35 protein-coding genes and 2 pseudogenes are annotated in these 24,115 nt (G+C 69.0%); 10 read left to right on the top strand and 27 right to left on the bottom strand.

Annotation, left to right across the window (positions count from 1 at the left end):
• Positions 1-84: 84 nt before the first annotated feature.
• The 20 genes from P1P70_RS07490 to P1P70_RS07585 form a co-directional block, all read right to left on the bottom strand.
• Positions 85-303, bottom strand: a complete 219-nt coding sequence (locus P1P70_RS07490) for a hypothetical protein (protein WP_319235641.1) — start codon at positions 301-303, stop codon at positions 85-87.
• On the bottom strand, positions 300-611 hold the full coding sequence (locus P1P70_RS07495) for a WhiB family transcriptional regulator (protein WP_319235643.1): 312 nt from the start codon (positions 609-611) through the stop codon (positions 300-302). The genes P1P70_RS07490 and P1P70_RS07495 overlap by 4 nt, the downstream gene beginning before the upstream one ends.
• Entirely contained in the window at positions 608-1,723 is a 1,116-nt protein-coding gene (locus P1P70_RS07500; RefSeq protein ID WP_319235645.1) for a DNA (cytosine-5-)-methyltransferase, read from the bottom strand. The genes P1P70_RS07495 and P1P70_RS07500 overlap by 4 nt, the downstream gene beginning before the upstream one ends.
• Positions 1,720-2,322, bottom strand: a complete 603-nt coding sequence (locus tag P1P70_RS07505; protein ID WP_319235648.1) for a hypothetical protein — start codon at positions 2,320-2,322, stop codon at positions 1,720-1,722. The genes P1P70_RS07500 and P1P70_RS07505 overlap by 4 nt, the downstream gene beginning before the upstream one ends.
• On the bottom strand, positions 2,319-2,615 hold the full coding sequence (locus P1P70_RS07510) for a hypothetical protein (RefSeq protein WP_319235650.1): 297 nt from the start codon (positions 2,613-2,615) through the stop codon (positions 2,319-2,321). The genes P1P70_RS07505 and P1P70_RS07510 overlap by 4 nt, the downstream gene beginning before the upstream one ends.
• Positions 2,612-2,896 (bottom strand): hypothetical protein, encoded by a 285-nt coding sequence (locus P1P70_RS07515; protein WP_319235652.1) that lies wholly within the window; start codon positions 2,894-2,896, stop codon positions 2,612-2,614. Before P1P70_RS07515 ends, P1P70_RS07510 begins: the two co-directional genes overlap by 4 nt.
• Entirely contained in the window at positions 2,893-3,522 is a 630-nt protein-coding gene (locus P1P70_RS07520) for a hypothetical protein (RefSeq protein WP_319235654.1), read from the bottom strand. Before P1P70_RS07520 ends, P1P70_RS07515 begins: the two co-directional genes overlap by 4 nt.
• Positions 3,523-3,610: 88 nt before the next feature.
• Positions 3,611-4,090 (bottom strand): hypothetical protein, encoded by a 480-nt coding sequence (locus P1P70_RS07525; RefSeq protein ID WP_319235656.1) that lies wholly within the window; start codon positions 4,088-4,090, stop codon positions 3,611-3,613.
• Positions 4,087-4,932 carry a recombinase RecT gene (locus tag P1P70_RS07530; RefSeq protein WP_319235657.1) on the bottom strand — a complete coding sequence of 282 codons (846 nt, stop codon included), beginning with the start codon at positions 4,930-4,932 and terminating at the stop codon, positions 4,087-4,089. The genes P1P70_RS07525 and P1P70_RS07530 overlap by 4 nt, the downstream gene beginning before the upstream one ends.
• The gene (locus P1P70_RS07535) at positions 4,929-5,831 is read right to left on the bottom strand and encodes a lambda-exonuclease family protein (protein ID WP_319235658.1); all 903 of its coding nucleotides are present in this window, start codon (positions 5,829-5,831) and stop codon (positions 4,929-4,931) included. Before P1P70_RS07535 ends, P1P70_RS07530 begins: the two co-directional genes overlap by 4 nt.
• The gene (locus P1P70_RS07540) at positions 5,828-6,004 is read right to left on the bottom strand and encodes a hypothetical protein (protein ID WP_319235660.1); all 177 of its coding nucleotides are present in this window, start codon (positions 6,002-6,004) and stop codon (positions 5,828-5,830) included. The genes P1P70_RS07535 and P1P70_RS07540 overlap by 4 nt, the downstream gene beginning before the upstream one ends.
• Positions 6,001-6,219, bottom strand: coding sequence for a hypothetical protein (locus P1P70_RS07545; RefSeq protein ID WP_319235662.1), 219 nt, complete (start codon positions 6,217-6,219; stop codon positions 6,001-6,003). The genes P1P70_RS07540 and P1P70_RS07545 overlap by 4 nt, the downstream gene beginning before the upstream one ends.
• The gene (locus P1P70_RS07550) at positions 6,212-7,003 is read right to left on the bottom strand and encodes a hypothetical protein (RefSeq protein ID WP_319235663.1); all 792 of its coding nucleotides are present in this window, start codon (positions 7,001-7,003) and stop codon (positions 6,212-6,214) included. The genes P1P70_RS07545 and P1P70_RS07550 overlap by 8 nt, the downstream gene beginning before the upstream one ends.
• On the bottom strand, positions 7,000-7,377 hold the full coding sequence (locus P1P70_RS07555) for a hypothetical protein (protein ID WP_319235664.1): 378 nt from the start codon (positions 7,375-7,377) through the stop codon (positions 7,000-7,002). Before P1P70_RS07555 ends, P1P70_RS07550 begins: the two co-directional genes overlap by 4 nt.
• The gene (locus tag P1P70_RS07560; protein WP_319235665.1) at positions 7,374-7,649 is read right to left on the bottom strand and encodes a hypothetical protein; all 276 of its coding nucleotides are present in this window, start codon (positions 7,647-7,649) and stop codon (positions 7,374-7,376) included. Before P1P70_RS07560 ends, P1P70_RS07555 begins: the two co-directional genes overlap by 4 nt.
• Positions 7,646-8,083, bottom strand: coding sequence for a hypothetical protein (locus P1P70_RS07565; RefSeq protein WP_319235667.1), 438 nt, complete (start codon positions 8,081-8,083; stop codon positions 7,646-7,648). The genes P1P70_RS07560 and P1P70_RS07565 overlap by 4 nt, the downstream gene beginning before the upstream one ends.
• A complete protein-coding gene (locus P1P70_RS07570) occupies positions 8,080-8,673 on the bottom strand; it encodes a hypothetical protein (RefSeq protein WP_319235669.1) in 594 nt (197 codons plus the stop codon). Before P1P70_RS07570 ends, P1P70_RS07565 begins: the two co-directional genes overlap by 4 nt.
• Positions 8,670-8,906, bottom strand: coding sequence for a hypothetical protein (locus P1P70_RS07575; protein WP_319235671.1), 237 nt, complete (start codon positions 8,904-8,906; stop codon positions 8,670-8,672). The genes P1P70_RS07570 and P1P70_RS07575 overlap by 4 nt, the downstream gene beginning before the upstream one ends.
• A 91-nt stretch (positions 8,907-8,997) precedes the next feature.
• Positions 8,998-9,261, bottom strand: a complete 264-nt coding sequence (locus tag P1P70_RS07580) for a hypothetical protein (protein WP_225615117.1) — start codon at positions 9,259-9,261, stop codon at positions 8,998-9,000.
• Positions 9,242-9,616 carry an XRE family transcriptional regulator gene (locus tag P1P70_RS07585; RefSeq protein ID WP_319235673.1) on the bottom strand — a complete coding sequence of 125 codons (375 nt, stop codon included), beginning with the start codon at positions 9,614-9,616 and terminating at the stop codon, positions 9,242-9,244. The genes P1P70_RS07580 and P1P70_RS07585 overlap by 20 nt, the downstream gene beginning before the upstream one ends.
• Before the next feature lie 213 nt (positions 9,617-9,829).
• On the opposite strand from P1P70_RS07585, the gene P1P70_RS07590 reads away from it, so the two are divergent.
• Together P1P70_RS07590 and P1P70_RS07595 are read left to right on the top strand one after the other, a co-directional pair.
• Positions 9,830-10,198 carry an XRE family transcriptional regulator gene (locus P1P70_RS07590; protein WP_319235675.1) on the top strand — a complete coding sequence of 123 codons (369 nt, stop codon included), beginning with the start codon at positions 9,830-9,832 and terminating at the stop codon, positions 10,196-10,198.
• 400 nt (positions 10,199-10,598) lie between these two features.
• Complete coding sequence (locus P1P70_RS07595) at positions 10,599-11,882, top strand: site-specific integrase (protein ID WP_319235677.1); 1,284 nt, start codon at positions 10,599-10,601, stop codon at positions 11,880-11,882.
• A 287-nt stretch (positions 11,883-12,169) separates the two neighbouring features.
• On the opposite strand, the gene P1P70_RS45710 is transcribed toward P1P70_RS07595, so the two are convergent.
• The 3 genes from P1P70_RS45710 to P1P70_RS07605 all read right to left on the bottom strand — a co-directional run bounded on the left by P1P70_RS45710 (position 12,170) and on the right by P1P70_RS07605 (position 13,877).
• Positions 12,170-12,412, bottom strand: coding sequence for a tyrosine-type recombinase/integrase (locus tag P1P70_RS45710; RefSeq protein ID WP_413471435.1), 243 nt, complete (start codon positions 12,410-12,412; stop codon positions 12,170-12,172).
• Positions 12,309-13,184, bottom strand: a complete 876-nt coding sequence (locus tag P1P70_RS07600) for a tyrosine-type recombinase/integrase (RefSeq protein ID WP_413471436.1) — start codon at positions 13,182-13,184, stop codon at positions 12,309-12,311. The genes P1P70_RS45710 and P1P70_RS07600 overlap by 104 nt, the downstream gene beginning before the upstream one ends.
• A 426-nt stretch (positions 13,185-13,610) precedes the next feature.
• Complete coding sequence (locus P1P70_RS07605) at positions 13,611-13,877, bottom strand: DUF6959 family protein (protein ID WP_319235679.1); 267 nt, start codon at positions 13,875-13,877, stop codon at positions 13,611-13,613.
• Positions 13,878-14,098: 221 nt separating this feature from the next.
• Between P1P70_RS07605 and P1P70_RS07610 the strand changes: the two genes are divergently transcribed.
• The 5 genes and pseudogenes from P1P70_RS07610 (at position 14,099) to P1P70_RS07630 (ending at position 17,640) form a co-directional block, all read left to right on the top strand.
• Complete coding sequence (locus P1P70_RS07610; RefSeq protein WP_319235681.1) at positions 14,099-14,434, top strand: hypothetical protein; 336 nt, start codon at positions 14,099-14,101, stop codon at positions 14,432-14,434.
• A gap of 145 nt (positions 14,435-14,579) precedes the next feature.
• Positions 14,580-15,090 (top strand): annotated as a pseudogene (locus P1P70_RS07615) (MMPL family transporter); the annotation flags it as partial.
• 7 nt (positions 15,091-15,097) lie between these two features.
• Positions 15,098-16,444 (top strand): sensor histidine kinase, encoded by a 1,347-nt coding sequence (locus P1P70_RS07620; RefSeq protein ID WP_319235682.1) that lies wholly within the window; start codon positions 15,098-15,100, stop codon positions 16,442-16,444.
• Positions 16,441-17,133 carry a response regulator transcription factor gene (locus P1P70_RS07625; protein WP_319235683.1) on the top strand — a complete coding sequence of 231 codons (693 nt, stop codon included), beginning with the start codon at positions 16,441-16,443 and terminating at the stop codon, positions 17,131-17,133. Before P1P70_RS07620 ends, P1P70_RS07625 begins: the two co-directional genes overlap by 4 nt.
• Positions 17,134-17,391: 258 nt before the next feature.
• Positions 17,392-17,640 (top strand): hypothetical protein, encoded by a 249-nt coding sequence (locus P1P70_RS07630; protein WP_413471438.1) that lies wholly within the window; start codon positions 17,392-17,394, stop codon positions 17,638-17,640.
• 75 nt (positions 17,641-17,715) lie between these two features.
• Here P1P70_RS07630 and P1P70_RS07635 read toward each other — a convergent pair whose 3' ends face one another.
• The 3 genes and pseudogenes from P1P70_RS07635 to P1P70_RS07645 form a co-directional block, all read right to left on the bottom strand.
• On the bottom strand, positions 17,716-18,939 hold the full coding sequence (locus P1P70_RS07635) for an FAD-dependent monooxygenase (RefSeq protein WP_319235687.1): 1,224 nt from the start codon (positions 18,937-18,939) through the stop codon (positions 17,716-17,718).
• Complete coding sequence (locus P1P70_RS07640; RefSeq protein ID WP_413471437.1) at positions 18,936-20,327, bottom strand: MFS transporter; 1,392 nt, start codon at positions 20,325-20,327, stop codon at positions 18,936-18,938. Before P1P70_RS07640 ends, P1P70_RS07635 begins: the two co-directional genes overlap by 4 nt.
• Positions 20,328-20,530: 203 nt before the next feature.
• Positions 20,531-21,541 (bottom strand): annotated as a pseudogene (locus P1P70_RS07645) (MMPL family transporter); the annotation flags it as partial.
• On the opposite strand from P1P70_RS07645, the gene P1P70_RS07650 reads away from it, so the two are divergent.
• Positions 21,540-22,277: a TetR/AcrR family transcriptional regulator gene (locus P1P70_RS07650; RefSeq protein WP_319235690.1), complete on the top strand. Its 738-nt coding sequence runs from the start codon at positions 21,540-21,542 to the stop codon at positions 22,275-22,277. The pseudogene P1P70_RS07645 and the gene P1P70_RS07650 overlap by 2 nt on opposite strands.
• Here P1P70_RS07650 and P1P70_RS07655 read toward each other — a convergent pair.
• Entirely contained in the window at positions 22,270-22,758 is a 489-nt protein-coding gene (locus tag P1P70_RS07655; protein ID WP_319235691.1) for a sulfotransferase, read from the bottom strand. The two genes, P1P70_RS07650 and P1P70_RS07655, sit on opposite strands and share 8 nt — an antisense overlap.
• A 171-nt stretch (positions 22,759-22,929) precedes the next feature.
• Here P1P70_RS07655 and P1P70_RS07660 point away from each other — a divergent pair, with 171 nt between their 5' ends.
• Entirely contained in the window at positions 22,930-23,253 is a 324-nt protein-coding gene (locus P1P70_RS07660) for a transposase (RefSeq protein WP_319235693.1), read from the top strand.
• Positions 23,174-23,671 carry an IS3 family transposase gene (locus P1P70_RS07665; RefSeq protein ID WP_319235694.1) on the top strand — a complete coding sequence of 166 codons (498 nt, stop codon included), beginning with the start codon at positions 23,174-23,176 and terminating at the stop codon, positions 23,669-23,671. Before P1P70_RS07660 ends, P1P70_RS07665 begins: the two co-directional genes overlap by 80 nt.
• The last annotated feature ends 444 nt before the right edge of the window (positions 23,672-24,115 follow it).

Below are 24,115 nucleotides of genomic sequence, written 5' to 3' on the forward strand. Positions count from 1 at the left end.
CGGCCACCCACCACGGGCCCGCCCCCGACGCGTAGGCGATCGCGACCGCGGACGCGCCGAGGAGGAGGCCGGTCGTGAAGTGCGTCATCCGAGGTGTCCTGTCTGGTAGGCGTCGGCTGCTTCGGCGGCCTGCTGGGCGAGCGCTTCTTCGGCGCAGACTTTGTGCGCGGCTTTGCCCTTGCTGTCGCGGAGGTTCGTCAGCCCCGGGCAGTAGCGGCACTGCCGGGCGGTGTGGGACCAGTGGGAGCGGTCCGACCAGTCCAGAAGCGGCGGCGGGTCACGGCCCGCCGGTTCGGCGCTCACGCCGCGGCCTTGGTCTGCGCGGCGGTCTTCTTCTTCCGCAGCGCGTCGTACAGCGCCCGCCGCTGTCCGCCCGTCAGCCCGGCCCGGATGCCGTACCGGCCCTTCGCGGTCCGGCCGCCCTCCTCCGCCATGGCCTCCGCGAGACACTGCCGACTTACGGGGCAGGGGGCGCAGTTGCGGCGGGCGGTCTCGATGTCGGGGGCGTGGTTGTCGGGGAACATGTCGTCCTCGCGACCGAGACAGGCCGCAGACTTCAGCCACTGGCCCGCGGGCTCGGTGTCAGGGGCGGCGCCGGTGTAGTTGCTCACGACGCCACCGCCAGGCGCTCGCGCCGCGCGACGAGAAGCCGGAGCGCCGCCGCAGCCTGCTGCGGGACGACGCCGTTACCGAGCGCCTTGAGCTGGGCCCCGCGCGGCAGGCCGGGCACGCTGGTGACGTGGCCGGTGGGGAGGCCTTGCATCCACTCGACGAACGCGGGAGCTAGGCGTCCCAGAGCGTCAGTGGGCTGGGGTGCGGGGCGTCCGAGGATGTGTTCCCAGCGGCGGATGGCGGGCTCGTACTCACCCCACTGGACAGATGCGCCGCTTCCGCTGCCAGGCACTTCCCGTGCGTCCCGGCTTCCTGCGACGGGGTGCGTTTCGTCTGCCGGTTCTCGTTCTCCGACGCCCGCGGCGTGGGCAGCAGCGAGATCGTGTGCCGCAGGTTCATGCCGCCGTCCGCTGCGTGCCCGATCCCGTTCGCCTCCGACACCGTCGGCGTCGGCAGCAGCTCGATCACATTCGGCAACTGGTCCGAGAAGCCCCGCCCCCGCGAGTCCCGCGCCCTGGGCGTCGGCAGGCCAGGCGAGGAGGAAGACCCGCTCCCGCTGGTGGGGAGCGCCAACGTCGGACGCCCGGAACACACCCCATTCCGCATCGAACCCGAGGCGGGCCAGGTCTGCGAGAACGGCACCGAGTGCCCGCAGAGAAGGTTCACCGCCTGCGTCTCCCACACACCACGTGCAGGGTTCCAGATCGCTATCGGCCGGCGCGGAGAGGAGGCCTCGGACATTCTCGATCACCACCAGTCGGGGTTGGAGTTCTTCGATGGCGCGGGCGACATGCAGCCAGAGCCCAGAGCGGGTGCCCTCCGCCAGCCCGGCGCGGAGGCCGGCGAGGCTGACGTCCTGGCAGGGGAACCCGGCGGTGAGGATGTCGACGGGTTCGACCTGGGCGAAGTCGATGGCGGTGAGGTCGCCATGGTTGGGGATGGTCGGCCAGTGGTGGGCGAGGATCTGGGCGGCGTACTGGTTCTTGTCCTCGCGGCCGTTCTTGTCCGGCGGCTCGTACTGGGAGTGCCAGGCGACGGTGCCGCCGAACACCTGCTGGACCGCCATGTCCAGGCCGCCGTAGCCGGTGCACAGGGAGCCGATGCGGGTCATCGCGTGGTCACCGCCTCGCGGTCGGGCCACTGACAACCGGCCAGCGCCGCACGATGCCCGTCCGGGACCTCCGCCAACGGCTGCTCGAGCCAGTGCAGGCCCATAGCCCGGAGGATGAGCGCGTCGGCTTCGTCGTCGGAGTCGAGGATCGCCCCGTACCTCGAGCGGGCGGCCTCGAGGACTGCGGTCTTCCGTGAGGCGCCGGAGCCGGTGGCGTACTTCGCTCGAGCGGTCGGCGAGATCACTGCGACGGGGATGTCCCGCTCGAGGAGCGCGCCAACGATCCGCCACCACAACCCGCCACGGTCCCAGGTGGAGCCGCCGGGGGTGGCGAAACCGACGGGGCCCTCGATGCAGGCGAGGTGGACGTCGCCGACTTCCTCGAGGACGCGGCTGGTGATGTGCTTCATCCGGTTGTGGCGCTCGAGCACGGAGTCTTTGCGGCGGCCCTTGGTGGGGACTCGAGTTGTGCCGGCGAGGGTGGCGATGCCTGTGCCGGTCAAGGAGATGTCGAGTCCGGCGACTCGAGCGAGGCGGCGCCGGGGCCCGGCCGTCGTGGTGACGGCCGGGACGTCGCAGTCGAACAGGGGCATGGTCACTGGTCCCCCTCGGGTGTGGTGTGGTCGCCGGTGCGGGCCGGTTCGTACAGGTCGGCGATTTCGGCGCCGTACGCCTTCAGGTGTGCTTCCAGATCGGTGAGGAGCCGCAGCGGGTCCGGACCGACGTCGTGCTCCGCCTGGTTCACCCAGTCGCCGGTCTTGTCGTCCCAGCGGGCCGCGAGGTACGGGCGCCGGCGCTCCTCAAGGGCGCGGTCGAAGAGAACGAACACGAGGACCGCAGCACCGAGGCAGACGCCGAGCGCGCCGGTGACGAGGAAGACGTCCTTGTTCACGCCGCCTCCAGCGGGGACTCGGTCCCGCATTCCCAGCAGCGGCGGCTGTCGCGGCTCATCGCGTGGGGTGTGGTGCAGTCGCACACCGGGCACCGTGCGCCTCGCAGTACTTCGGCTTCGCCGTCGTCGAAGAGCTGCAGCAGCTGCGCTTCGGTGAGGACCGCGTGTTGTACGGGCCTGGCGGGTGCGGGGATCGGCTCGTCGGGCAGCAGCAGCGGGCGGGGCCGGTGCCGGCCGTTGGGGGCGACGATCTGCCGGACGTAGCGGCGCAGAGTGGTCACTGGGTCACCCCTTGAGTGACGGCGTCGAACACGTCACGTGCCCAGCGGGCGTCACCGAGCGCCGTGTGCGCCACGCCAGGGCCGGGCGGCTCCACGCCCGTCCAGCGGGACAGCGCCCGCGAGGAAAACGGGAACGGCACCTCGTCCGACGGAAGCGGCTTCGCGCCCGTACGGCGGACCATCTCGGTCATGCCGAGCTTCCGTCCGGCGGCGAGTGTGGCGATGTCCACGGGCCGGTAGTGCCACTGCGCGGAGCCGGGGCCGAGAAGCTTGCGGAGGAAGCGGTCGTCGAAGCCGGGGTTGGAGCCGATCAGCACGGCCCCGCCGAGGACGTTGAGGATGGCGCCGGTGACTTCGTTCCGGGTCATGGGGAGGACGGGCCCGTCCTCGTAGCCGGTCCATGCGGCTTCGGCGTGGACCGGTACGGCGAACCGCTCCAGGTAGCCGCCGATCTTCAGGGCTTCGGGGTCAGCGGTGGCGAGGTTGGGGCGGATCTGCCAGGCGTACTCGGTGTCGCGGGGTTCGTTGTCGTCGAAGTCGCGGACGATGACGGCGACTTCCCAGGCGTCTCCGAGTTCGGCGTCCAGGTGGGTGGTCTCGGTGTCCACGAAGGCGAGCGGGGTCACGAGGTTCTCCGTTCAGGGCTGGTGTGATGTGCTGAGGGGAGGCCGCCCCGCCTGTTACCGGCGGGCGGGGCGGCCACTCGCATGCGGGTCAGGACGGCAGGCCGTCGGTGTCCCACGGGGCCGGCATGGATGCGCAGTCGGCGATCCACTTGGCGTGGCGCTCCGTCGGGCACAGGTCCATGTCGCGCGGCTCCATGCCGAGGTGGTCCTGGATGTAGGTATCCACCGCGTCGTCGACGTTGAGGCCGACCGCATCCAGGTGTGTCGCGAGGCCGCAGGCGTGCTGGTACGCCTCGTCGGTTTCGCTGAGGGCCCGCCCTTCGGCGATGTGCCGGATCAGCGCGAACCGCATCGTGGTGATCGTGTGCCGGTAACTGCTGGCGTCAGCCACCGTCGCTTCCCCGGCGGCGAGGGTGGCGTGAGTGAGGGCCCGGTTGGTGAGGATGCCGGTGAGGACGGCGGCGTGCTGCTGGTCCTCGATCGGGAGGTCCTTTTCCAGGGCCGCAGCCATGGTGGTGTCGAGCTTGCTGAGGAGCAGCTCGGCCTCCTCGCGGTGGTTGATGCTCACGCGCGGGCCCCCGATCCGGGAGCTGCAGCCGCCGGCCACTGCTGGCTGGGCTCGTCGTCGACGAACTCGCCCTCGATCGGGCCCTCGTCCTCCTCGTCCTCGGTGCCCGGCTCTCCGGCGGTCAGTGCCGCCGGGCCGTCTCCGGTCGGGAGCGGGAGGGCGTGCGTCTCGGCTTGGACGGGCTCGGTGCGCCACTCCACGGCGGTCGGCACCCACGGCTCCAGACGGCGGGCGACGGTCTTGAGGACCATGCCCTCCTCCCACTTCACCCACGGGGAGGAAGCGCGGTCGCTGCCCTTGGACTCCTTCTTGATCTTGTCGATGTAGGCGCGGTTGATGACGACGACCTTCGACGTGGAGCCGTCCTGGAAGACGCCGTACGCGTAGGCGCCGACGATGCGGCCGCGGTCGGAGAAGTAGTCCGGCTCGTGCTCGGGCCGGTCCATGCCCGGGTGGTAGCGGAAGTGGTCGTTCTCGTAGACGACCTCGGCCTTCACGGCCTTCACTTCGCCGGCGCGGTAGATCCGCTCGATGATGCCGCGGTAGCCCTCGATGCCCTGGACCTCGTTGCCGAACGGGACGAGGTAGTAGGCCTCGGTGCCGGGTTCGTGGCCGAGGCGGGCGCATTCCAGCAGGGCGTTCATGAGGGAGCCGGGGTTGCGGGTGGCGGTGCGGCGGAGGTTCTCGTCGCGGCGGAGCGCGCCGGTGGCCAGCCGCATCCAGGTCTCGCCCTTGACGTGGGTGGGCAGGACGAGGGTGAGGTCGTCGCGGTGCTGGCGGACGAGGGCTTCGGGTCCGTTGTCGCGGACGGCGACGGCGTTGGAGACGGTGTTCTCGGTCATGCGGCGTTCCTTCGGGTACGTGCGGGCAGGAGTTGGAAGGTGCGGCCCTCGCGGACCGTGCGGGTGGCGACCCGGACTCGCTCGCAGACCGCTCGCCGGCCGGTGCCGATCGCGTCGAGGAGCAGTCCCTTGCAGGCGGTCAGTTCGTCCTCGGCTGTCCAGAAGGCGTCTTGGGCGGCGTGGAAGCGGTCGCGGAGGGCGGTCTCGATTTCGACGTCGATGTCGTCGAGGCCGTCGGGGAGTTCACGGATGGCCTGATAGGTGGCGGAGTGGCCGTCGATGTCCGGGCGCTCGTCGGCCGCGAGGGTGCGCATGAACTCGGCGGCCGCTTCCCGCATCTTCAGAGCGTCGGCGGGGTCGTAGTCGATGACGTACTCGCGGTACTCCGACCCTGCGATCAGGACTGCCACATGGCAGCGGCGCACCCCGATCACGTCCATGTACCAGAGGCATTGGGCGCGGTAGTGGACGGGAACCTCTGCGGTGCCTTCCTGGCCCCAGCCCTCGGCGTCGCGGGCGGTCTTTGCCTCCAGCACGGCGTGTGGGACGGGTTGCTCGGGGGTGCAGATCAGCCGGTCCGGGTTGGCGATCTGCCACGGCCGGTCGTGGGCGGCCACGGTGGGCGAGCTTGTGACCTTGAGGTCGGGGTGCTTGCGGGCGAACCGGCGGCAGATCGCGGGCTCGTGCTCCTTGCCCCAGTACATTTCCTCGGACTCCTCGACCGGGCCGATGAGTCCCTTCTTGCGGTGCCACAGGGAGAACCGGGACTCGTGCGGAGACAGGCCCATGACGGCGGCGATCTCACTGCCGCAGATCCCGGGCGCGCGGGCGGCGTGCCACTCGTCGGAGCCGGGCTCGAAGTAGCCCAGGACCGTCGGGCCGGCCATGGCGGTGGTCATCGTTGTTCTCCTGGGTGTGGTGCGGTGGCGAGGCCGATGAGTCCGACTCCGGCGGCGATGACGGCGGTGGTGGCGGTGGCGTACAGGCCGGTGAACGGGCCCCATTGGGCGAAGAGGAGGGCGGCGACGGTGACGGCCGACCAGTGGGCGGCGGCCCTGAGGCGGGCGGTCATCGGGCGATCCAGTAGCCGCGGTCGTTGACGGGTCCGTACTCGACGAGGACTCCGCGCCGCGTCCACCACTGCAGGTCTTTCCGTGCGGTGGTGCGGCACGGGCCCCAGCCGGTTGCCTGGTAGAAGGCGTGGGCTTGACCGGTGGTGTAACGCCCGCCGACGCGGCGGATCTCGGCGAGCAGGCGGCGGCGTCGGGTGGTGATCTCGTCAGCCACGGTCGTCACCGCTCTCGACCGTCCACCTGGGGTAGTCGTGGTCCCACATGCGTTGCATGCGGCGGGTGCCGTCGGAGCGGTGCAACCAGCCCCACGCCTCCCGGTCGCCGACCTTCGGGTCGCGGGTGAGGTGCTCGCACTCGAAGCGGAGGCGGAGGCCGAACGGGCCGGTGCTGGTGTAGGTGCGGCCCTTCTGGAAGAAGTCGGGAGTGGCCGTCGCCGCCTCAGCGGTGGCCTTCTCCCTCAGCTCCTCAACGACCCAGCCGACGGTGGCCCGGCGCCCCCGGTCGAAGTCGCTGACGGCGTCTTCTCGGGAGGGACGACGCTGCTCGAAGTAGTCGGCGGCCTTAGCGAGAACCTCGGCGCGGTAGGCGTCGACCAGCTGCTCGGCGTGAGCCACGTCCGCGAGGGTGGCGATCCCGCCGAGACTGTCCTCGGAGAGCGCGGCGATGATCTGACGACGGGCGCTCCTGCCGCTCTTGGCCGCGCCGCTGACCCGCTCGTACGTCTCGGTGAGGACGTCCTCAGCGATCGGGTAGTACTCGCCCTTCACGCCGCGCACGATGTGCTGCCCGGTCTTCACCCCGACCCACGTGGAGTGGAGTTCGTCCCAGACCTCGGCGGTGATGTCCGGGTCCTCGACGCGGTAGCGGTCCTCGGGGCCAACGGTGTGGAAGTGGATGGCCCCGGCGAAGGCACGGACATCGGCCTCGTTGGTGCCGGTCCACTGGATGGTGTCGACCACGGTGGGCCGCTTCCGGCGGCGAACGATCGGGGTACTCACGCCGCACCCCCCTGGGTGCGCTGCGCGGGGATCACGACCGGCTTCGGCTCCGCCGCCCGCAGCCGGTCCGCCAGACGAGCCAGCGACTTCCCGCGAACCGGCACCTCCCACCCGACGATCAACGCCAGGTGCTCCATCAGCAGCTTCTCCGGCTGCCATCCGTCGTGCTCGCGGGAGACCTCCCGGTCCTCCTTGATCTCCATCAGCAGGGCCAGGGCGTCCTCGTCGTCGGCGAGCGTCTCGATGACGTGGACGAAGTACTCCTCCAGGTCGAGGAACACGCCGTCCGGAACGCGGCGGGTGTGCAGCCGCATCGGGCCGGTGACGGCGGGGCGGCGGAACAGGCGGTGCAGGTACAGGCGGACACGGTTCATCGGAGGGCCCCCTTCGGGGAGGTGGTGAGGAGGAGAAGGAGAGCGGCGGCATCTCGGAGCGCTTCACGGGAGGCGTGCCGTGCGGTGTCCCACTCGCGCAGCAGCGGATACAGCGCCTCGGAGCCGAGCACGCGGGCCAGCCACGGGCGCGGGTCGAAGTCGCTGCGGTGCGCGTCGACCAGCAGGAACCAGAAGACGGAGAACGACGCGTGGACGGCGATGCCGAGCGACAGGAACGCCGCCCACTCGGCGAGGCTGTGGGTGTGGCTCACCGGGTCTCACCCACCGGGAACCGGTACGGCGCCGACAACATGTCGTCGAAGTACGCGAACATCTCCGCCCGCGACGGCGTCGGACGCACCGACTCACACCAGGAGTCGTGACCGCAGACCGCCTCACAGCAGCCGCAGCAGCCACCACACGAGCACTCGACGCCACACGGGCAAGAGCACTCGCTGCCCCGACCTCCGCACTCCATGGCGGGGTGCTCGTCGGAGCACGTGATCGGGTCGACGTGCGTGAGGGCGATGCAGGCGCCGTGCCCGTCGACCCAGACCACGTCCGTGTGGCCGCCGAGCACCTCGGCCTTGCTGCGGGTACGGGTGACGAGTTGCTCGGCTTCGGGGTCCACTGCCGGTCGGGCGCCCGGGTAGGCGAACACGGGCGTGCCAATCGGGTAGCGCTCGTTCCACTGCTCGGCGTTCACTTCGCACCGCCCGTCTCGGGCAGGTCGTGACCCAGCCGATACGAGTGATGGACCTGCGCGAAGTGCTCCCCATCGGGCACGTCAGCCGCGAGCATCCGCCACGCCACACGACGGGCCGGATCCGACTCGCGCTCGGCGCGCTCCGCGAACGACTGGCCCGCCGCATCCGGGCCCGGCGCCGTGTTGTGACCGTGCTGCGCCTCCGCAATCAGACGCCACGTGCCGCACGCCCGCTCAACCTCAGCCAGAGCCTCCCGAGGATCCAGACTGCGGATCGCCGCCTCACCCAACTCGTTGAGGAACTCCGCCAGGTCGTCGTCGTCCATGAGCGCCGCCCACGGCAACGCGAGCGGGTACCCGCCAGCGGAAGCCTGCGGCTCCGGTACGACCGGCATCGGCAACGCATCCGCCGTACCCGCGATCCCCTGCCCCGCCAGCTCAACCAACGTCGCCATCAGGAACTCGGGGCAGCTGCACGAGTCGGTCACCGCGTACAGTCCGCGCCCGTCCTGCGTGACCGCGCGACGCACCCACGTCACGCCCCCCTTCGTCGTCACAACCAGCGGGTCATGCGACACCGGGGCGCTCACAACGACACCGGCTTCAGCGGACCAAACGCCGTCTCCACCAGACGCCACGTCCACGCGAAGCTGTCGCCCTCACCCGCGTCCTCCGGACTCGCCGGCTCCGGGCAAGCCAGCAACCGCTCACCCGACGACGTCCGACCGTTCGCGACCCACCGGTCGCCCTCACGGTCCGTCCACGCCTGCGGCGCCTGATGCAGCGGCAGAACCCCGCTGCTGGTCTGAGATGATGCGTTCAAGGTGATCCACTCCTTCGATGTGCTGGTGGATTGCCGAGGGGCTGTCGGGACCGGGCATGGTCCGGGCGGCCCCGTCTTCTTTGGAGAGCCGTCAGCCCGTCGGGGCCAGCTCCCGCGAACCGTCCGTCGACCAGGCACGGCCGTCCGTCGCGTTCGCCTCGTGCCAGGCCTGGCACTTCGCCAGGTCGTAGCGGCGGCCCTGGCCGGCGAACGGCTCGTCGGGCATGCCGGCCTTGCGCCACTGGTCGATCTGCCAGGTGGAGACGCCGTAGTACGTCTCGATCTCGCGCTGGGTGAGCAGGGGGACGAGGCCAGCCGGGAGGGGGACGCGGCGCTCACGCTTCGTTCGCTGCATCAGACCTTGACCTTTCTTCGGTTGAAGTTGAATGTGGGGGCATGGCAAAGAGGTCCTGGAGGGGGGCGTTCGTCCGCCGGTGCAGTGCCTCGGCGACGAACCAGGCGGTGGTGAGTTCGCATCTGTCGCGCGCGCTCTTGCCGCGTGAGGTCAGGCGCCCGACGGTGGCGGGGCTGATGCCCTTGCCGGCGGGATCCACTTCCTTTGTCGCTTCGGCGAGTTCCTCGATGGTGAGGTCGGCTCGATCCATGGCGTCTCTGAGTGGCTTGCCTTCGCCCTTGCGGTTGAGTTTCGGCATGTGTTCCCCGTGCCAGGTGGTGTTGGTTGCCGCTCCATCGCTGGTGCGTTGATGCATTTCTACAGTTGAAGTTGAAGCCCTGTCAACGAGAACTTGCAGGAAAGTGTCGAGAAGTTCAGGGCCTGGTGGGTGAATCGAATCCGTGTTCTAATCGAGCGGCGCACGCTCGCGCAGCACGGCGCGTAATCACATGATCGCGCGCCGCATTGCTTTGCGCCACGCTTCTACTTTCACTTGCTAAAAGTAGAAGCGTGAGGGCACCCTTAGCGCGTGGAGACCGAGAGCACCCCCCCTGTCGAGGACTTCGCGCAGGCGCTCGCTGCCCTCAAGGACGAATACCAGGTCAGCGACAGCGACATCGCGCGAGCCATCGGCGTCTCCTCCGCCGCCGTAGGAACGTGGGTCCACCGCCAGAAGAAACCCCGCCGCGCCTCCGTCGTAGCCCTCGCCAAGGCCTACCCCAAGTTCACCGAGGAGCGCCTCTTCGCAGCCCTCGGCCGCGAGCGGCCCGGCCCTCTCAGTAAGAGCCGCGAGGAGCGCCTCTTCGCCCTCTTCGCCGAACTCACGGCAGAGCAGCAGGAGATGAAAGAGATCGAGATGCGGGCGCTCGCGGAGCGCAACCAGTCGCGTTTCTCGTAGCTTCCAACCGAACGACTTCGCTCACTGCGTGTGAGTCTTCGACAACAACACGCCACACAGTGGTCGCATATTCCCCCCGTTGGGGGTACGGTCGGACGTCACGGCCGATGCTCTCCCCCTTCGGCTCCCAGGGCAACTCCACCTGCGAACTCGGGGGTATGCATGTGCGTCCGCATCCGATTCAGCCTCTGCAACACTCCCCGCATCTACGATGCTGACTCCGGCACCATCACCCTCCCGGCGTCCGTGCCGTTGACACACACCGTGACCGCCGTTCGTGCCGCTCTCTCTGAACTTCAAGTCATCCAGCCCGAGTTGGGTGCAGTCTGCTGGTGCGGGGAACCTGTCGACCTGACGCCCCGCGTGCCAGAACAGAGAAGGAACGAACAGGTGGCGAACCATGGGGCGTAGAACCTCGAACAACCCGCGCCAGCTACGCGAGCAGGGCTGCGGATGCATGCTCTGCATGGAGAAGTACCCGCCCGAGAAGCACGGCGACCGGCGCCGTCGGCGCGACTGCATCGGCGCCTGGCAGGCCCGCTACCGGAGCCCGGACGGGAAGCAGAAGGCGAAGAACTTCCCCATCTCGGAGGGCGGCAAGAAGAAGGCGGAGGCCTTCCTCGACGAGATCCGCACCAAGGTGCGGAAGCGGACGTACGCCGACCCGAAGCGCGGCGAGATCACCATGTCCCAGTGGTGGGAGCTGTGGTGGGCGGCGCAGCCAGACCGGGCCGTGACGACACGGAATCGGAAGCTGTCGAACTGGAACGCCCACATCAAGCCGAAGTGGGGCACCTGGCGGCTGTGCGACCTGGAGTACATCGAGCTCCAGGCGTGGGTCACGAAGGAGGTGAAGGGTTACCACACCCGCAAGAAGGTGCACGAGGTGCTGAACCAGATGCTCAAGGCCGCGGTGAAGGACGGCCGTCGCATCCCGTTCAACCCTGCCGCCGACCTCGACATCGGCGAGCCGCCGGCGAAGCATCCGGACGATGTGCGTCCTCCGTCGCGAGAACAGGTCGCGCTGATCGTTGCGGCACTGCCCTCGTACTACCGGCCGCTCATCGTGTTCTTGGAGAACACGGGTATGCGGTGGGGTGAGGCGACTGGTCTGCGGTGGGAGAACGTGGACTTGGAGGCTCAGCACCTCAAGGTGAAGGAAGTGCTCAGTGAGGACGACGGGCGCTTGTTCCGGAAGTCCGCGCCCAAGAGCATTGCCGGATTCCGCACCGTGCCGCTCACGCCGGCTGCCGCGGATGCGGTCCGGACGATGGTGGCTCGGCACCGGCCGGACGCGACGGTGACCCCGATCGGTGACGACCCGTACGACCTGCATGCGGACGAGTTGGTGTTCCGCGGTCCGCAGGGCGGTGTCTTGACGAGGCACAACTTCCGTCGTGTGTGGGTGCCGGCCATTCAGGCTGCGGGGCTGGCCAGGCAGGTGCGGAATCCGGAGACCGGTCGGGATGAGTGGTGGCCGCGGGTGCATGACCTCAGGCACGTGTTCGCGACGTGGCTGAAGGATCTGGGGATTCCGGAGAAGGACGCTCAGGCGGTCTTGGGTCACGAGCGTGGGTCGAAGGTGACGTGGATCTATCAGCATGCGCCGGAGGATGTGGCGGCTCAGGTGCGGGCCCGGATGGCGCCTGAGACTGAGGGTGTTCGAACGTTGAGGGCCGTGTAGGGCCTGGAATCCACATGAAATCCACAACACCCCCGAGGGGGTTCGCGGGACTCCTTAGAAGTTCCTGTTTTCGCAGGTCAGATAGCCTCTTGAAGCTTCTCGGAACTTCTCGTAAGTTCCGGTGCCGGTTGCACCTTCTCTCCTAAAGCGGGTGTCGCAGGTTCGAATCCTGCCGGGGGCACAGGAAAAGGGCCAGCTCAGGAGGGTTTCCTCCCAGGCTGGCCCTTCGTCGTGTTCGGGGGCGTGCGACACGCGTGCCACTACGGCTGTGTGGACGGCCGGATCCTCTAGTCCGAGACGGCCTCTCCCCCACCCTCACGGATCATGGCCCCGAGCCGATCAGCGATGGCCCGGTCGCGGTCGCTGGTCATGTGCTGATAGATCAGCGCGGCGCGCGAGCTGCTGTGGCCCATGCGGGTCATCAGCTCACGGGTGCTGGCACCGGCGGTCGAGGCCAAGGTGTTGCCGGTGTGGCGGAAATCGTGAAAGTGGAGCTCCGACGTGACGCCCGCCGTCTTCCTGGCCGCCACGGAAATTGCTTCGCCGAAGTTGGCCGCCCTGTGGGCCGACGAAGACGTGTCCGTCGCGGCCGGGCGCGGCGAACTGTTCCAGGTGGCCCGTCACGTCGTCGAGCAGCTCGGCGGGGAACGAGATGGCACGTACGCCGACAGCGGACTTCGGTGCTTTGTCGAAGAGGCGGCCGTTCTGCAACTCGGCCTGAGACCGGCGGACGCTGACGGTCAGCCCCTCCAGGTCGATGTCCCGACGGCGCAGGGCGGCGAGTTCACCGAAGCGCAGAGTGGTGAACGCGGCCAGGAGGACGAGCAGTCGGTAGCGCGGGGCGATGGCATCGGCGACGGCGAAGACTTCGGTGACCGAGAGGACCGGCCGCTCGGGCACGTCGTAGCGATCGGCGCCCTTGATACGGCACGGATTGCGCCGGATCAGTTCGTCGTCCACAGCTGTGTTCATCAGGGCCCGCAGCAGCTGGTACGCCTTGACCACCGTCGGCTCGCCGATGCCAGCCGCGAGGAGCTTCCCCCGCCAGCTGCGCACACGAGCCGTCGTCACGTCCGCCATGGTCCCGGCGCCGAAGGTGGGCAGGATGTGCAACCGCATGACGGACTCAGACCGCTCACGAGTGCGGTCGGCGAGCTTCCGGTCCCGGAGCCATGCCGTCGCGTACTCCGCGAAGTTCACCGCCCCGGCGTCCGGGTCCGACCACTGGCCGCGCGTGATGTCGGCCTCGATGTGGGTGAGCGCGACTTGGGCGTCGGTCCTAAAGCAGTGGCTTCGTGGCAACCAGCGGCCGTGGCCAGCTAACGCAGGCCACGAGTGCGCTGCCGTCCTCGGTGAGGAAGAGCAGGGTGAACCGTGTCCGATTGTCAGGATCGATCAGCGCTGCGCGCACCGGCCGGCCATATTCCCTGATGAGCTGTACGGCTCGCTCCAGGCCAGGAGGTTCGAACCCGCGCATCCGCATGCGCTGAAGTCGGCGACTGAAGACTCCCGCATGCGCACCAGTGGGTTGTACCCGCTCCTCCACCGAGTAGGGGGCGCCGCCGCGGAGGGCGGCCAGAGCTATCACGGACGCCTCGTCATCTCCGATCAACAGCGATCCCAGCACATGCCGTTCCATGGTCCCCCCGATTGGATCGTGCGGTACAGCAGCCAGGTGCCGCAACCCCAGTAACCGCCCCCGCACGGTAGTCGTGCTGGAGCTACGGATCAGAAGGGGTGTCGCTCTCCGTGGGCGTCGAGAGCATCGGTGTAGCGCTGTAGCTTCGCCCCGAGTTCCTCCTGGAGGAGGCTTGCCGCTTGGCGGGCCTCCTCCAGCTCGCCGGCCGCGCAGAGTTCGACAAGTTCGGCCACGTCGGCGGAGAGGATTCTGAGGGTGTCGCCCTGGACCAAGACCCCAGGAAAGCGACGGCCAGGCAGACGCACCACAGCGTCGTTGCCAGCATCGGTGAACAGCTCGACTTCCACTCGTTCCATGGGGTCCCCGTCTCAGTTTCCGTCTCATTCAGCTTGGTTCAGGGCCGTTCGCAACAGATCCGAGGCCGATGCCACTAGCACTCCCGGACAGCGGTGAACGCAGGTGAACGCCCCTGAACGACGCCCACCATCCCACCACCACGGTTGGAAAGCGTGCACCTTCATGGGGGGCGGCGGGCTGGCACGAGCGCGTTGTCAGAGGCTGGTGGGATGGTGCGGACATGGACACGCTCTTTGCTCTCCCCGAACCGGAGGCACCAGAAGAAGCCGTCGTTGCCCGCTACCGCCTCAGCGACGACGAGTACGGCTCGCGTGCTGAGCGCGAAGCAATCTTCGACGCTGAGCGGGCCATGGCGGTCGCCGTCGAGCAGGCAGGAGTCGGCGAGGTCGACGGGAACGAGTTCGGCGGCGGCGAAGCCGTGCTGTACGCCTACGGGAAGGATGCGGAAGCGCTCTTCAAGGTCATGGAGCCAACTCTCCGCGATGTGCCTTTCAGGCCAGCGCACGTCGTGCTGCGGCAGGGAAGTCGGGAGACGGAGTACCGAGTGGACCTGTGAGCGGTACAGCAACGAAGTACAGCAACCCCAGCAACCGCCAACGACCGACACCGGCACTCACGACCCTCCCCGCAGCTTGTTCAGAGCAGCATGGGAGCGGCGAAGCCGTGCATGCCGCCACGACCCGGTCGCGGTCTTCCAGTGAGGCTGGGTGGCAGGCCTGCTCGGCATCGAGCAGACCGGACCGGTCATGTCGCTGATGCCGATACTCATCATCGGCATAGTCTTCGGCCTCGCCATGGACTGCGAGGTCTTCCTCCTCGCCCGGATGCGGGAGGCCTACGTCCATGGCGCGTCCCCCGGCGAGGCGGTCGTCAGCGGGTTCCGGCACAGCGGACGGGTGGTGGCCGCGGCGGCGATCATCATGATCAGCGTCTTCGCCGGATTCGTAGGGATGAGCAGCCCGACCATCCAGACGACGGGCGTCGGGCTGGCAGCCGCCGTCGCCTTCGACGCCTTCGTGGTCCGGATGGCGATTGTGCCCGCGGTCCTGGCACTGCTCGGCCACCGGGCCTGGTGGCTGCCTCGTATCCTGAACCGTGTGCTGCCGAAATGTGGATACCGAGGGCGAGAAACCGAGCAGGCATGTCCCGGCCCCCGCCACCGACCCGGACGCGGCGGTGCGGCGGCTCCCCGTCGGCCGGCGGCAGCACTGAACCGACCATGACGCACACGGGGGGCGGTGGCCCGCGATCACGCGTCACGTGGTGGCGGGAGACAGCGGTCACGGCGGCGGCGTTCGCGCTCTGCCTGCTCGGCGGCGTGGTGCAGGACGACGGCAGCACGCTGTCACCGCCGTCCGCCGCCGCCTACCTCATCGCCGTGGTGTCCTGTGCCGCGCTGCCGGTGCGGCACCGGGCGCCCCTGGCCGCCATGGTGGTCACGACCGCTTGCGGGGTGCTGGGGCCGGTACTCGGCCTCCTGCTGAGCCCGCTCGTCGTGGCCCCTGCCGTGATCACCGCCTACTCGTACGCGCTCACCGTGCGCAACGAACGGCGCGCGGCGGGCGCGGTGTTGCTCATCTCCGCGGCACTGCTGGTCGCCTCCACCCCCTTGTTCGGGGCCCTCTCGTGGCAGGACGCGAGCAGGGTGGGAGCGGTGGCGGCGTTCCCGCTGGTGGCCGGCGTACTCGGTCACTCGGTACGGAACCGACGGGCCTATCTGGCGGCCGTGGAGGAGCGGGCCCGGCGGGCCGAGGAGAGCCGGGACAGCGAGGCGCGCCAGAGAGTGGCCGAGGAACGGGTGCGCATCGCCCGGGAGTTGCACGACCTCGTAGCGCATCAGATCACCCTGGCCAACGCGCAGGCCGCGGTCGCCGCCCACCTCTTCGACACCCGCCCGGAACAGACCCGCACGAGCCTCAGGGAACTCGTCGAGACCACCGTACACGCGCTCGACGAACTGCGGGCCACGGTAGGTCTGTTGCGTCAGTCCGGGGACGCGGCCACGCCCGCCGAACCGACGCCCGGCCTGTCCCGGCTTCCCACGCTCCTGGAGTCCTTCCGCCGCGCGGGTCTGGAGGTGACGGTGCACCAGGAGGGCACGGCAAGGCCGCTGCCGCCGGGAGTGGACCTCACCGCCTACCGCATCGTCCAGGAGGCCCTGACCAACGTGACCAAGCACGCCGGTACCGGCAGCGCCCGGGTGCGCCTCGCCTTCGGCCGCGATCGCGTGACCATCACCGTCGCCGACGACGGAGGGGGCGCGCGTACGGCGCCGACCGCGCCCACGGGGCCGAGGGCGTCCGCCGTAGTGGACCGTCCGCCTGGTTACGGCCTGATCGGGATGCGGGAGCGTGCCACAGCGGTCGGGGGACAACTCTCCGCCGGCAGGCGCCCGGGGGGCGGCTTCCTCGTCTCCACTCAGCTGCCCCTGCCGCCCGCCAAGAACACCACACGGGGCGATACGACAGGGAACACTGACGAAGCAACAACCATCGAGGGGCCAATGACTGACGGAACGACAGTCCACGGACGGACCGGCGACGCAGAGGCCGGGGACGCGTCGTGACGCTCAGGGTTCTGCTCGCGGACGATCAGGCTCTGCTGCGCGGTGCCTTCCGGATGCTTCTCGACACCGCCGACGACATCATCGTGGTGGGCGAGGCCGGTGACGGCAGGGAGGCGGTGCGACTCACCCGGGATCTGCGCCCGGACGTGGTGATCATGGACATCCGTATGCCTGGGACGGACGGTCTCACCGCCACGTCGGAGATCTGCGCGGATCCGGAACTGCGTGCCAGTCGCATCCTGATCCTCACCACGTACGAGACCGACGAATACGTCGCCCAGGCGCTGCGCGCGGGGGCCGGCGGCTTCATCGGCAAGGGCATCGGGGCCGAGGACCTGGCGGACGCCGTCCGTACGATCGCCGACGGCGACACTCTTCTGTCTCCGGCCGCGACCCGCTCCCTGGTCGCCCGTTTCCTGGCCACACCGGACACCCCCTCGCCGCAGCACGCCGAACAACTCGCCCTGCTCACCCCGCGCGAACGCGAGATGGTGGCCCTGGTCTCGACCGGCCTGTCCAACCAGGAGATCGCCGAGCGGATGTTCCTCAGCCCCTTCACCGTCCGCGCGCACGTGCAGCGCGCCATGACGAAGCTGGAGGCCCGCGACCGGGCCCAACTCGTCGTCATCGCCTACCGGACGGGCCTGGCCCACGCCGCCCCCGACGGCGGCACCGACCGCCTGCCGTAGCGAAGTCCACGGCGGAGGCGCTATTGCGGGTGCACGAGCGGGGCATGCGACCTGCGCCTTGTACCGAGCTTCCGCACACTCCGCAGAGGCCGGTCGTCGGCGTGACAGACAGAGGCAGCCAGCATTCCGCACTGGATTCGAACGATGGGCGACATCGCTGCTCCCTGAAAGGGTCCCGAGGGCGACCCTGTCCACACCCGGCTCATCACCCTCGCGAAGGACTGGGCGGAAGCCATCGTCTCCAACGACGCCACCCGGATCGGTGGCTTCATGGCCGATGAGGGGGTCATCGTCTCCGCGTCGGGCGTCTCCGCCAGGGACCAGTTCCTCTCGCTCGTCGAGTCCGGGGAGTTGACCCACTCGGCAATGACCAACGTCAGCCGGCCGAGGATCCGGGTGTACGGCGATACCGCGGTTTTGACGGGGCAGGTGACGAGCACGGCCCACTACAAGTGGCCAACTCTTCGACGCCTAAGAGCCGGAACGGCCGCTGGCTGTGCGTGCTGAGTCACATCACGGCGGCAGCCCGGACTGGAATCCACGAGTTCCTCGTCGATCTCGCGTATCCGTTGCCGTATCAGGTCACGGCATCGGGGCGAACTCGGGCAGCACAAGGGCCGAGTGGGCCGGTCGTGCCGGCGCGGAGGGCAGGGTGTCGAGGCCACGCAGCACGGTGTTGCGTTGCTCCAGGGCCCGCACCGTGGTGGGGAAGAGTGTGGCCGCACCGCTGTCGACGAGTGCCTGATTCACGGCTACGAACTCGCGAACGTCGCGTTCGTAGGCGGCGAAGGCCGCAGTGTGGTCCCGGTTCGTGGCCAGGGCGTCGGCGAGCATGTAGGCGCCGACCAGTGCGAGGCTCGATCCTTGTCCGGTGAGGAACGAGGGTGCGTACGCGGCGTCGCCGACGAGAGCGACGCGGCCGCTGGACCAGCGGGGCATGCGGATCTGACCGGCCGTGTCGAAGAACAGGTCGTCCGCGTCGCGCATGGCGTCGACCATGCGAGGCACCTCCCATCCCGCGTCCGCGAAGGTCGTGGCGACCAGGTCCCGCTGCACTTCGGGGTCCCGGAGGGCATCGGACGGCGGTTCCGGTCGGTGGAAGTTCAGGAAGGCGTGCACCTCGTCGTTGTCCCCGACGGCGTAAAGGGCCGCGGCCTTCCCCGGGGCGTTCCACATCATGAGCTCGTGGGAGAGCCCGAAGGTGTTCGGCATGGTGAACAGGGCGAAGCAGTAGCCGAGGTAGCGGTGGAACTGTTCTTCGGGGCCGAACAGGGAAGCGCGGATGTGTGAGTGCATACCGTCGGCGCCCACCACCAGGTCGAACGTGCGCTGTTGCCCACTGTGGAACGTGACGTCGGCCCCATGTTCGGACTGGTCGAGGGTGTCGATGGAGTCGGCGAACAGGAACTCCACGTCGTCGCGGATGATCGCGTAGAGGTGCGCGGCCAGATCCCCACGACGCACTTCCAGGTCCTGTCCCTCGACACTGCCGACAACGGCGTACGGGCTGACCGAGGCCACTTCACCGCCGTCGGCGTCGAGGAAGGTGCAGCGACGCATGTCGATGTGCGCGTCCCGCAGGTGCGGCAGTATCCCCATACGCCGGACCACTTCTGTCGCGGTACCGCGGATGTCGATCGGGTATCCACCGTCGCGCAGGGCGCCCGCCTTCTCGACCACGGTGACCGCCCATCCGGACCGGTGCAGCCAGTACGCCAGCGCGGGTCCGGAGATACTTGCCCCGGAGATCAGGACGTTGCGCTTCCCGATGGTAGTCGCGTCCATCGACAGACCGGTCGGTGTCATACCTGGGCTCCCTTTTTCATGAAACGGACGACGAGCAGTGCCAACGCGGCAACGAGGCCGGCGACGGCAAAACCTGTGGCGAAGGCCGATTCGGCCGGTTGACCCGACACCGGGTCGGCCCCGGCGTCGAGGATCCCGCCACCGATCTGGGCGCCCAGGGCGACGCCGATCACGCGGGTCACCACGAGCAGGCCGGTGGCGATGCCGGCGTCCTTGGTCTCGACGGCGGTGGCGGTGCCGGCGAGCAACGCCGTGGTGGTGACGCCCGCGGCGAACGCGGTCAGCACCTTCGCGAGAACGAGCTGCCATTCCGCGCTGTGCAGCGACGCCAGGGCGATCATCGTGGCCGCCGTGACGACCGTGCCCACGATGACCACGGCACGCGGACCGAACCGCCGGGCCGCGATCCCGCCGACCGAATCGCTCGCCGCCCCGACGATGGCGCCGGGCAGCAGGAACAGTCCGATGGCGGTGGTGCCGGCTCCGAAGCCGTACCCGTCGGCCGATACCGCGAACAGCTGCGGGAGCAGAAGGAGCACCATCCCGGAACTGGTGGTGATGACGAAAGTGAGCACGCACGCATGCCACATCGCGGGCTTCGCCAGCATGCGCAGATCGACCATCGGCGCGGCCGCCCGGCGCTCGACGGCGACCCATCCGGTCGCGAGGGCGGCCACGGCCACCGCGATGGCTCCGACAGCGGGTGGCGGCAGGCCGCCGTCCCTCGTTACCGTCACGAGTCCGAGCATGAACGCGAGCAGCGTGCCGCTCAGCAGCACCACCCCGGGCCAGTCGATCCCGCTGTCCGACCGGATCGGCGGATCATGCGGCATCAGCCGGCTCACGGCCGATGTCGTCGCGATGATCACGATCGTCGGCAGCGCGAACATCCAGTGCCAGGACAATCGTTCCGAGACCGGCCCGGCGAACAGCATGCCCACCATGCCGCCGCCGGTGAACAGCGCGGCGACCAGCCCGATCGCCACCTGTGACGCTCCTGGCGAGAGGTGTTTGCGCACCAGGATGAAGGAGAGGGGCAGCGCACCCACCATGACGCCCTGCAATACCTGACCGAGCAACAACACCGGCAGGTTCGGCGCCAGTGCGGCCAGCAGACCACCGGCCGAGACAACGGCCATCAGGCAGATCAGCACCCGCTTCCCGCCGTAGCGGTCGCCGAGTGTGCCTGCGACGGGTGTGACGACCGCGCCGGTGATGAGTAACACGTTGCCGATCAGGGCCCCTTCGCCAGGACTGACCCCCAACTCGCGTTGCAGCAGCGGGAGCGCGGGCTCCACCACTGACTGCAAGGCGCCGAGGGCCAGTGCCAGGATGCCGAGGGCACCGATCGACAGCCTTCCGATAAGGGCCGGGGCCCCCACAACCACAGCTTCGGACGTAGACGTCCCTTTCAACACCTGTTGATCACTCCAGACACCGCTGGGAAAGGGGAGTGCGCGAGATTCACGCGCCTCCCACACTTCCCTCCGGCGCCCCTGCCGGGCATCGTCCTCCGCCGCCGTCTTCCTCTGGTGCATCCGCACCAGCCACTCACGTGTGCCGGTGCCTGTGCACTACAGGCTCCCGCTGGTCAGACCCTGGTGGAGTTCTCCGTGTGTACCGGAGCCGCTGCTACGGGGCCGGGTGCGGGCGTCGGCTGAGGGCCGCCTTCGCTGAGGCCGTAGCGTCCGTGGAACGTGCGTAGGAAGCCGGGCGCGTACCAGGCGGAGCGGCCCAGCAGGCGCATGGTGGCGGGGACGAGGACGCCGCGTACGGCGATGGCGTCGATGAGGATGGCCAGTCCGCTGCCGAGGCCGAACATCTGCATGAAGCTGAGCTTGGCGGTGCCGAAGGCGAAGAAGCTCACCGCGAGCAGAAGGGCGGCCGCGCTGACGATGCGTCCGGTGTGGCCGAGGCCGTTGACCACGGCGGTCTCGTTGTCGGCACCCTGGTCGTGGAGTTCCTTGATCCGGCTGGTGACGAAGACCTCATAGTCCATGGAGAGGCCGAAGGCGATGCAGAACATCAGCACGGTCATGGTCATCTCCATCGGCTGCGCGGTGAAGCCGAGGAGGGAGGAGAGGTTGCCGTCGTCGAAGATCCAGGTCATGACGCCGAGGGTGGCTCCCAGGCTGATCAGGTTGAGGACCAGCGCGCGCAGCGGCTGCACGACGCTGCCGGTGAACAGGAAGAGCAGCAGGAAGGTGGTGAGGACGATCAGGACGCCGGCCAGGGGGAGTCTGTCGGCGATGGATTCCTTGGCGTCGACGAGTACGGCGTCATTCCCCCCGACCAGGGGTCGGGCCCCGGGGGGCGGGGTGACCGAGCGCACCTGCTTGACCAGGCTCTCGGCCGCCGCCGACTTCGGTGTCAGGCCGCTCACCACGCTGATCCGCTGGGCGTCGGGCCGGCCGAGAGCGGGGTTGGCCGGGCCGGTCGCCGTGGACTGTCCCGCCGTGTAGATGCCCGTGCTGGTCTCGACACGCTCGACGCCCTTGAGCGCGGCCAGTTGGCCCGCGTACGACGCCAGTGGGTCGGCCACGGACTGGCCGATGACGATGTGGAGGGCAGAGTCCTCACTGCCGCCGAAATTCTCCCGCATGTCCGCAGACGCTTACGCGACGGCCTCGCCAACCCTGCGCCAGCGACGTCGGGCCGCCGCCACCCGGGAGGTAGTGGACGCCGCCGAGAGCTACATCGCCGAGCACGGGCCGCACGCCCTGTCCCTGAGAGCGGTCGCCCGCAGCCTCGGCATGACCGTGCAGGGGCTCTACCACTACTTCCCGAACCGGGACGCCCTCGTTACGGCTCTTGTCGCCAAGGCGTACGAGGATCTGGCCGACGCCGTGACGGCAGCTGTCGACACAGTGGCGGACGAACCCACCGAGCTGCCGTTCATGGCCGCCGCCAAGAGCTATCGCCGATGGGCCATCACCCACGTCGAGCGGTTCCAACTGCTGTACGGAGCGCCCCTGCGCCGTTATGAGGCACCCGTCGAGGGCCCGACCACGCAGGCGATGCGCCGGATCGGTGAGATCTTCCAGCGCGAGATGTTCGCCGGATTCACCACGGCACAACTGGCCGCGGCCGACACCCGGGCGCTCTCACCGGCTCTCCGGGCGCATCTGCACCTCCTGTTTCCGCACGGCCGGGAAACCCTGCCGCCGCCCGCGACCGCTCTCCTCCTCGGCGCATGGGGGCACATGCACGGCCTGGTCGTCCTGGAAGCCTTCGGGCACACCTCCTTCGTCGGCGAACACCAGGCCGAGATCTTCCACATGGCGATGCGGGACCTTCTGGAGGACATTCATCGTCGGATCCCCGCGCAGCTCACCTAGGTCGACGACACGGCGATCCACCTCCGCCCGCAGCACGACGTAGTCCGCGAACGCGGCCTCGACGTCGGCGGGGGTCAGGCCGTAGGTGTGGCGGCGGGTGCCCTTGGGGCGGGCGACGGGCGCGGGGAGCCGGGCCGCGTCCGCCTGGGTCCAGGGGGCGCCGACGGCGGCGTAGAGCTTCGGGCTTCGGCGGCGGGATCGGAGTCCAGCCAGGAGTACGGCACGTCCACGAGTTGCTCCGGGGAACGTCGGCCCGGGCGGATAGGCCGCGGGTCACGGTGCGGCTCAGCAGGTCGAGACAGACGGCGCCGATGCCGGGCAGGTCAACGGGGCGGGCTCTGACCGCCATGCCGTGCTCGATCAGGCTGCAGAAGGAGGCCGCGACCGTGACCGGGTCGTGGTGGCGCCACACGATCGTGGCGTCGGGGAACACCGTGCGCAGGGCGTCCAGGTTCTCCAGGTGCATGGGGGACTTCAGCATCCAGCGGCGGCGCGGGCGGCCGTACTGGAGGACCTGGTAGAGACCTGCCTGAGGTACCGGTAGTCGGGCACGAAGTCCCGCTCGCAGTGCCAGTCCCGATACTCGGGGATGCGGGCCTGTGTCCCTCCCCTCGTAGCGTGAAGACTGTGACTGCAGGGGAAGTTGGGAGTCATGGCGGAGAATCGACGGAAGTTCGATCCGGAGTTCCGTGAGGGGGCTGTGCGGATCGTCACGGAGACCGGCAAGACGATCGCGGAGGTCGCCGAGGATCTGGGGATCAACGAGACCACCCTGGCGAGCTGGGTCTCCCGTGCCCGTCGGGCAGGGACCGCACCGGCCGGTGGGAATGACGAGCTGGAGCGTCTACGGCGGGAGAACGCCCAGCTCAGGCGAGACAACAAGGAGCTGGGCTCAAGTGGTCGGGGTGATCAGCGACTTCAGGACCGAGCACGGCATTTCGCACCGCGTCTCCTGCCGCGCCCTGGGCGTGAGTGAGGCGTGGTTCTACAAGCACCGCACCCGTCGGCCCACCTGTCGTGAGCTGCGCAGACAGCATCTGATCGAGGCGGTGCAGGAGGAGTTCGACGACTCCGGCGGCACCTACGGCTCGCCGAAGATCTGGATCAGGCTGGTGAGGCAGGGCTGGCGGGTCTCGGTGAACACCGTCGCGAAGATCATGGCCGAGCTCGGCCTGCTCGCGCGGAAGGTGCGCAGACGGCGGGGGTTGACCCGGCCGGGGAAGCGGCCGGCCGCCCCGGACTTCGTGCGCCGCGACTTCACCGCCGAGGCACCCGACCTGGTTTCGCCCCCGCGTCCGGCGAACCCCCATGTGAGCGAATCCGTTCGAGACGCCATTCGAGACCATGGCACCATGTACCGCATGACGACGAACCGAAAGGTCCATGCCGCGTAGACGGCCAGGACAGATCCGTACCGGCGCCCCCGGCAGCCACCGGACAACGGGTGCAAGGCCAGTCATCGACGGCCTGTCTTCGCACGCGCTCTCCGAGATCACCCGTCTCGAGGACACCCGCAACTATCTGCAGCCAGGCGATGTCAGCACGGCTGTGAACCTGTGGAAGAACTACGTCCACCAGCCCGAGCGAGATCTGTGGCACGACTACGAGTGGGGCAACGTGCACTGGTACTGCTGCGGCAACCCCCTCGAAGCCCGAGCCCTACTCGGCACCGTGATGCAGGCCATGTCACCCAGAAGTGCCCGCGAACTGCGAAAGGTTGTCAGTCGGTCAGACGCCGTCTGGAACCGTCCGTCCCCGCCCTATGACGCAGACGGAAGATAAAGAACAAGCTAGGCCCAGCGAAAACGCAGGTCGCCACCCCCAGGGCACTTTCCGCG

The organism is Streptomyces sp. MB09-02B (assembly GCF_033794485.1).
GTDB lineage: Bacteria > Actinomycetota > Actinomycetes > Streptomycetales > Streptomycetaceae > Streptomyces.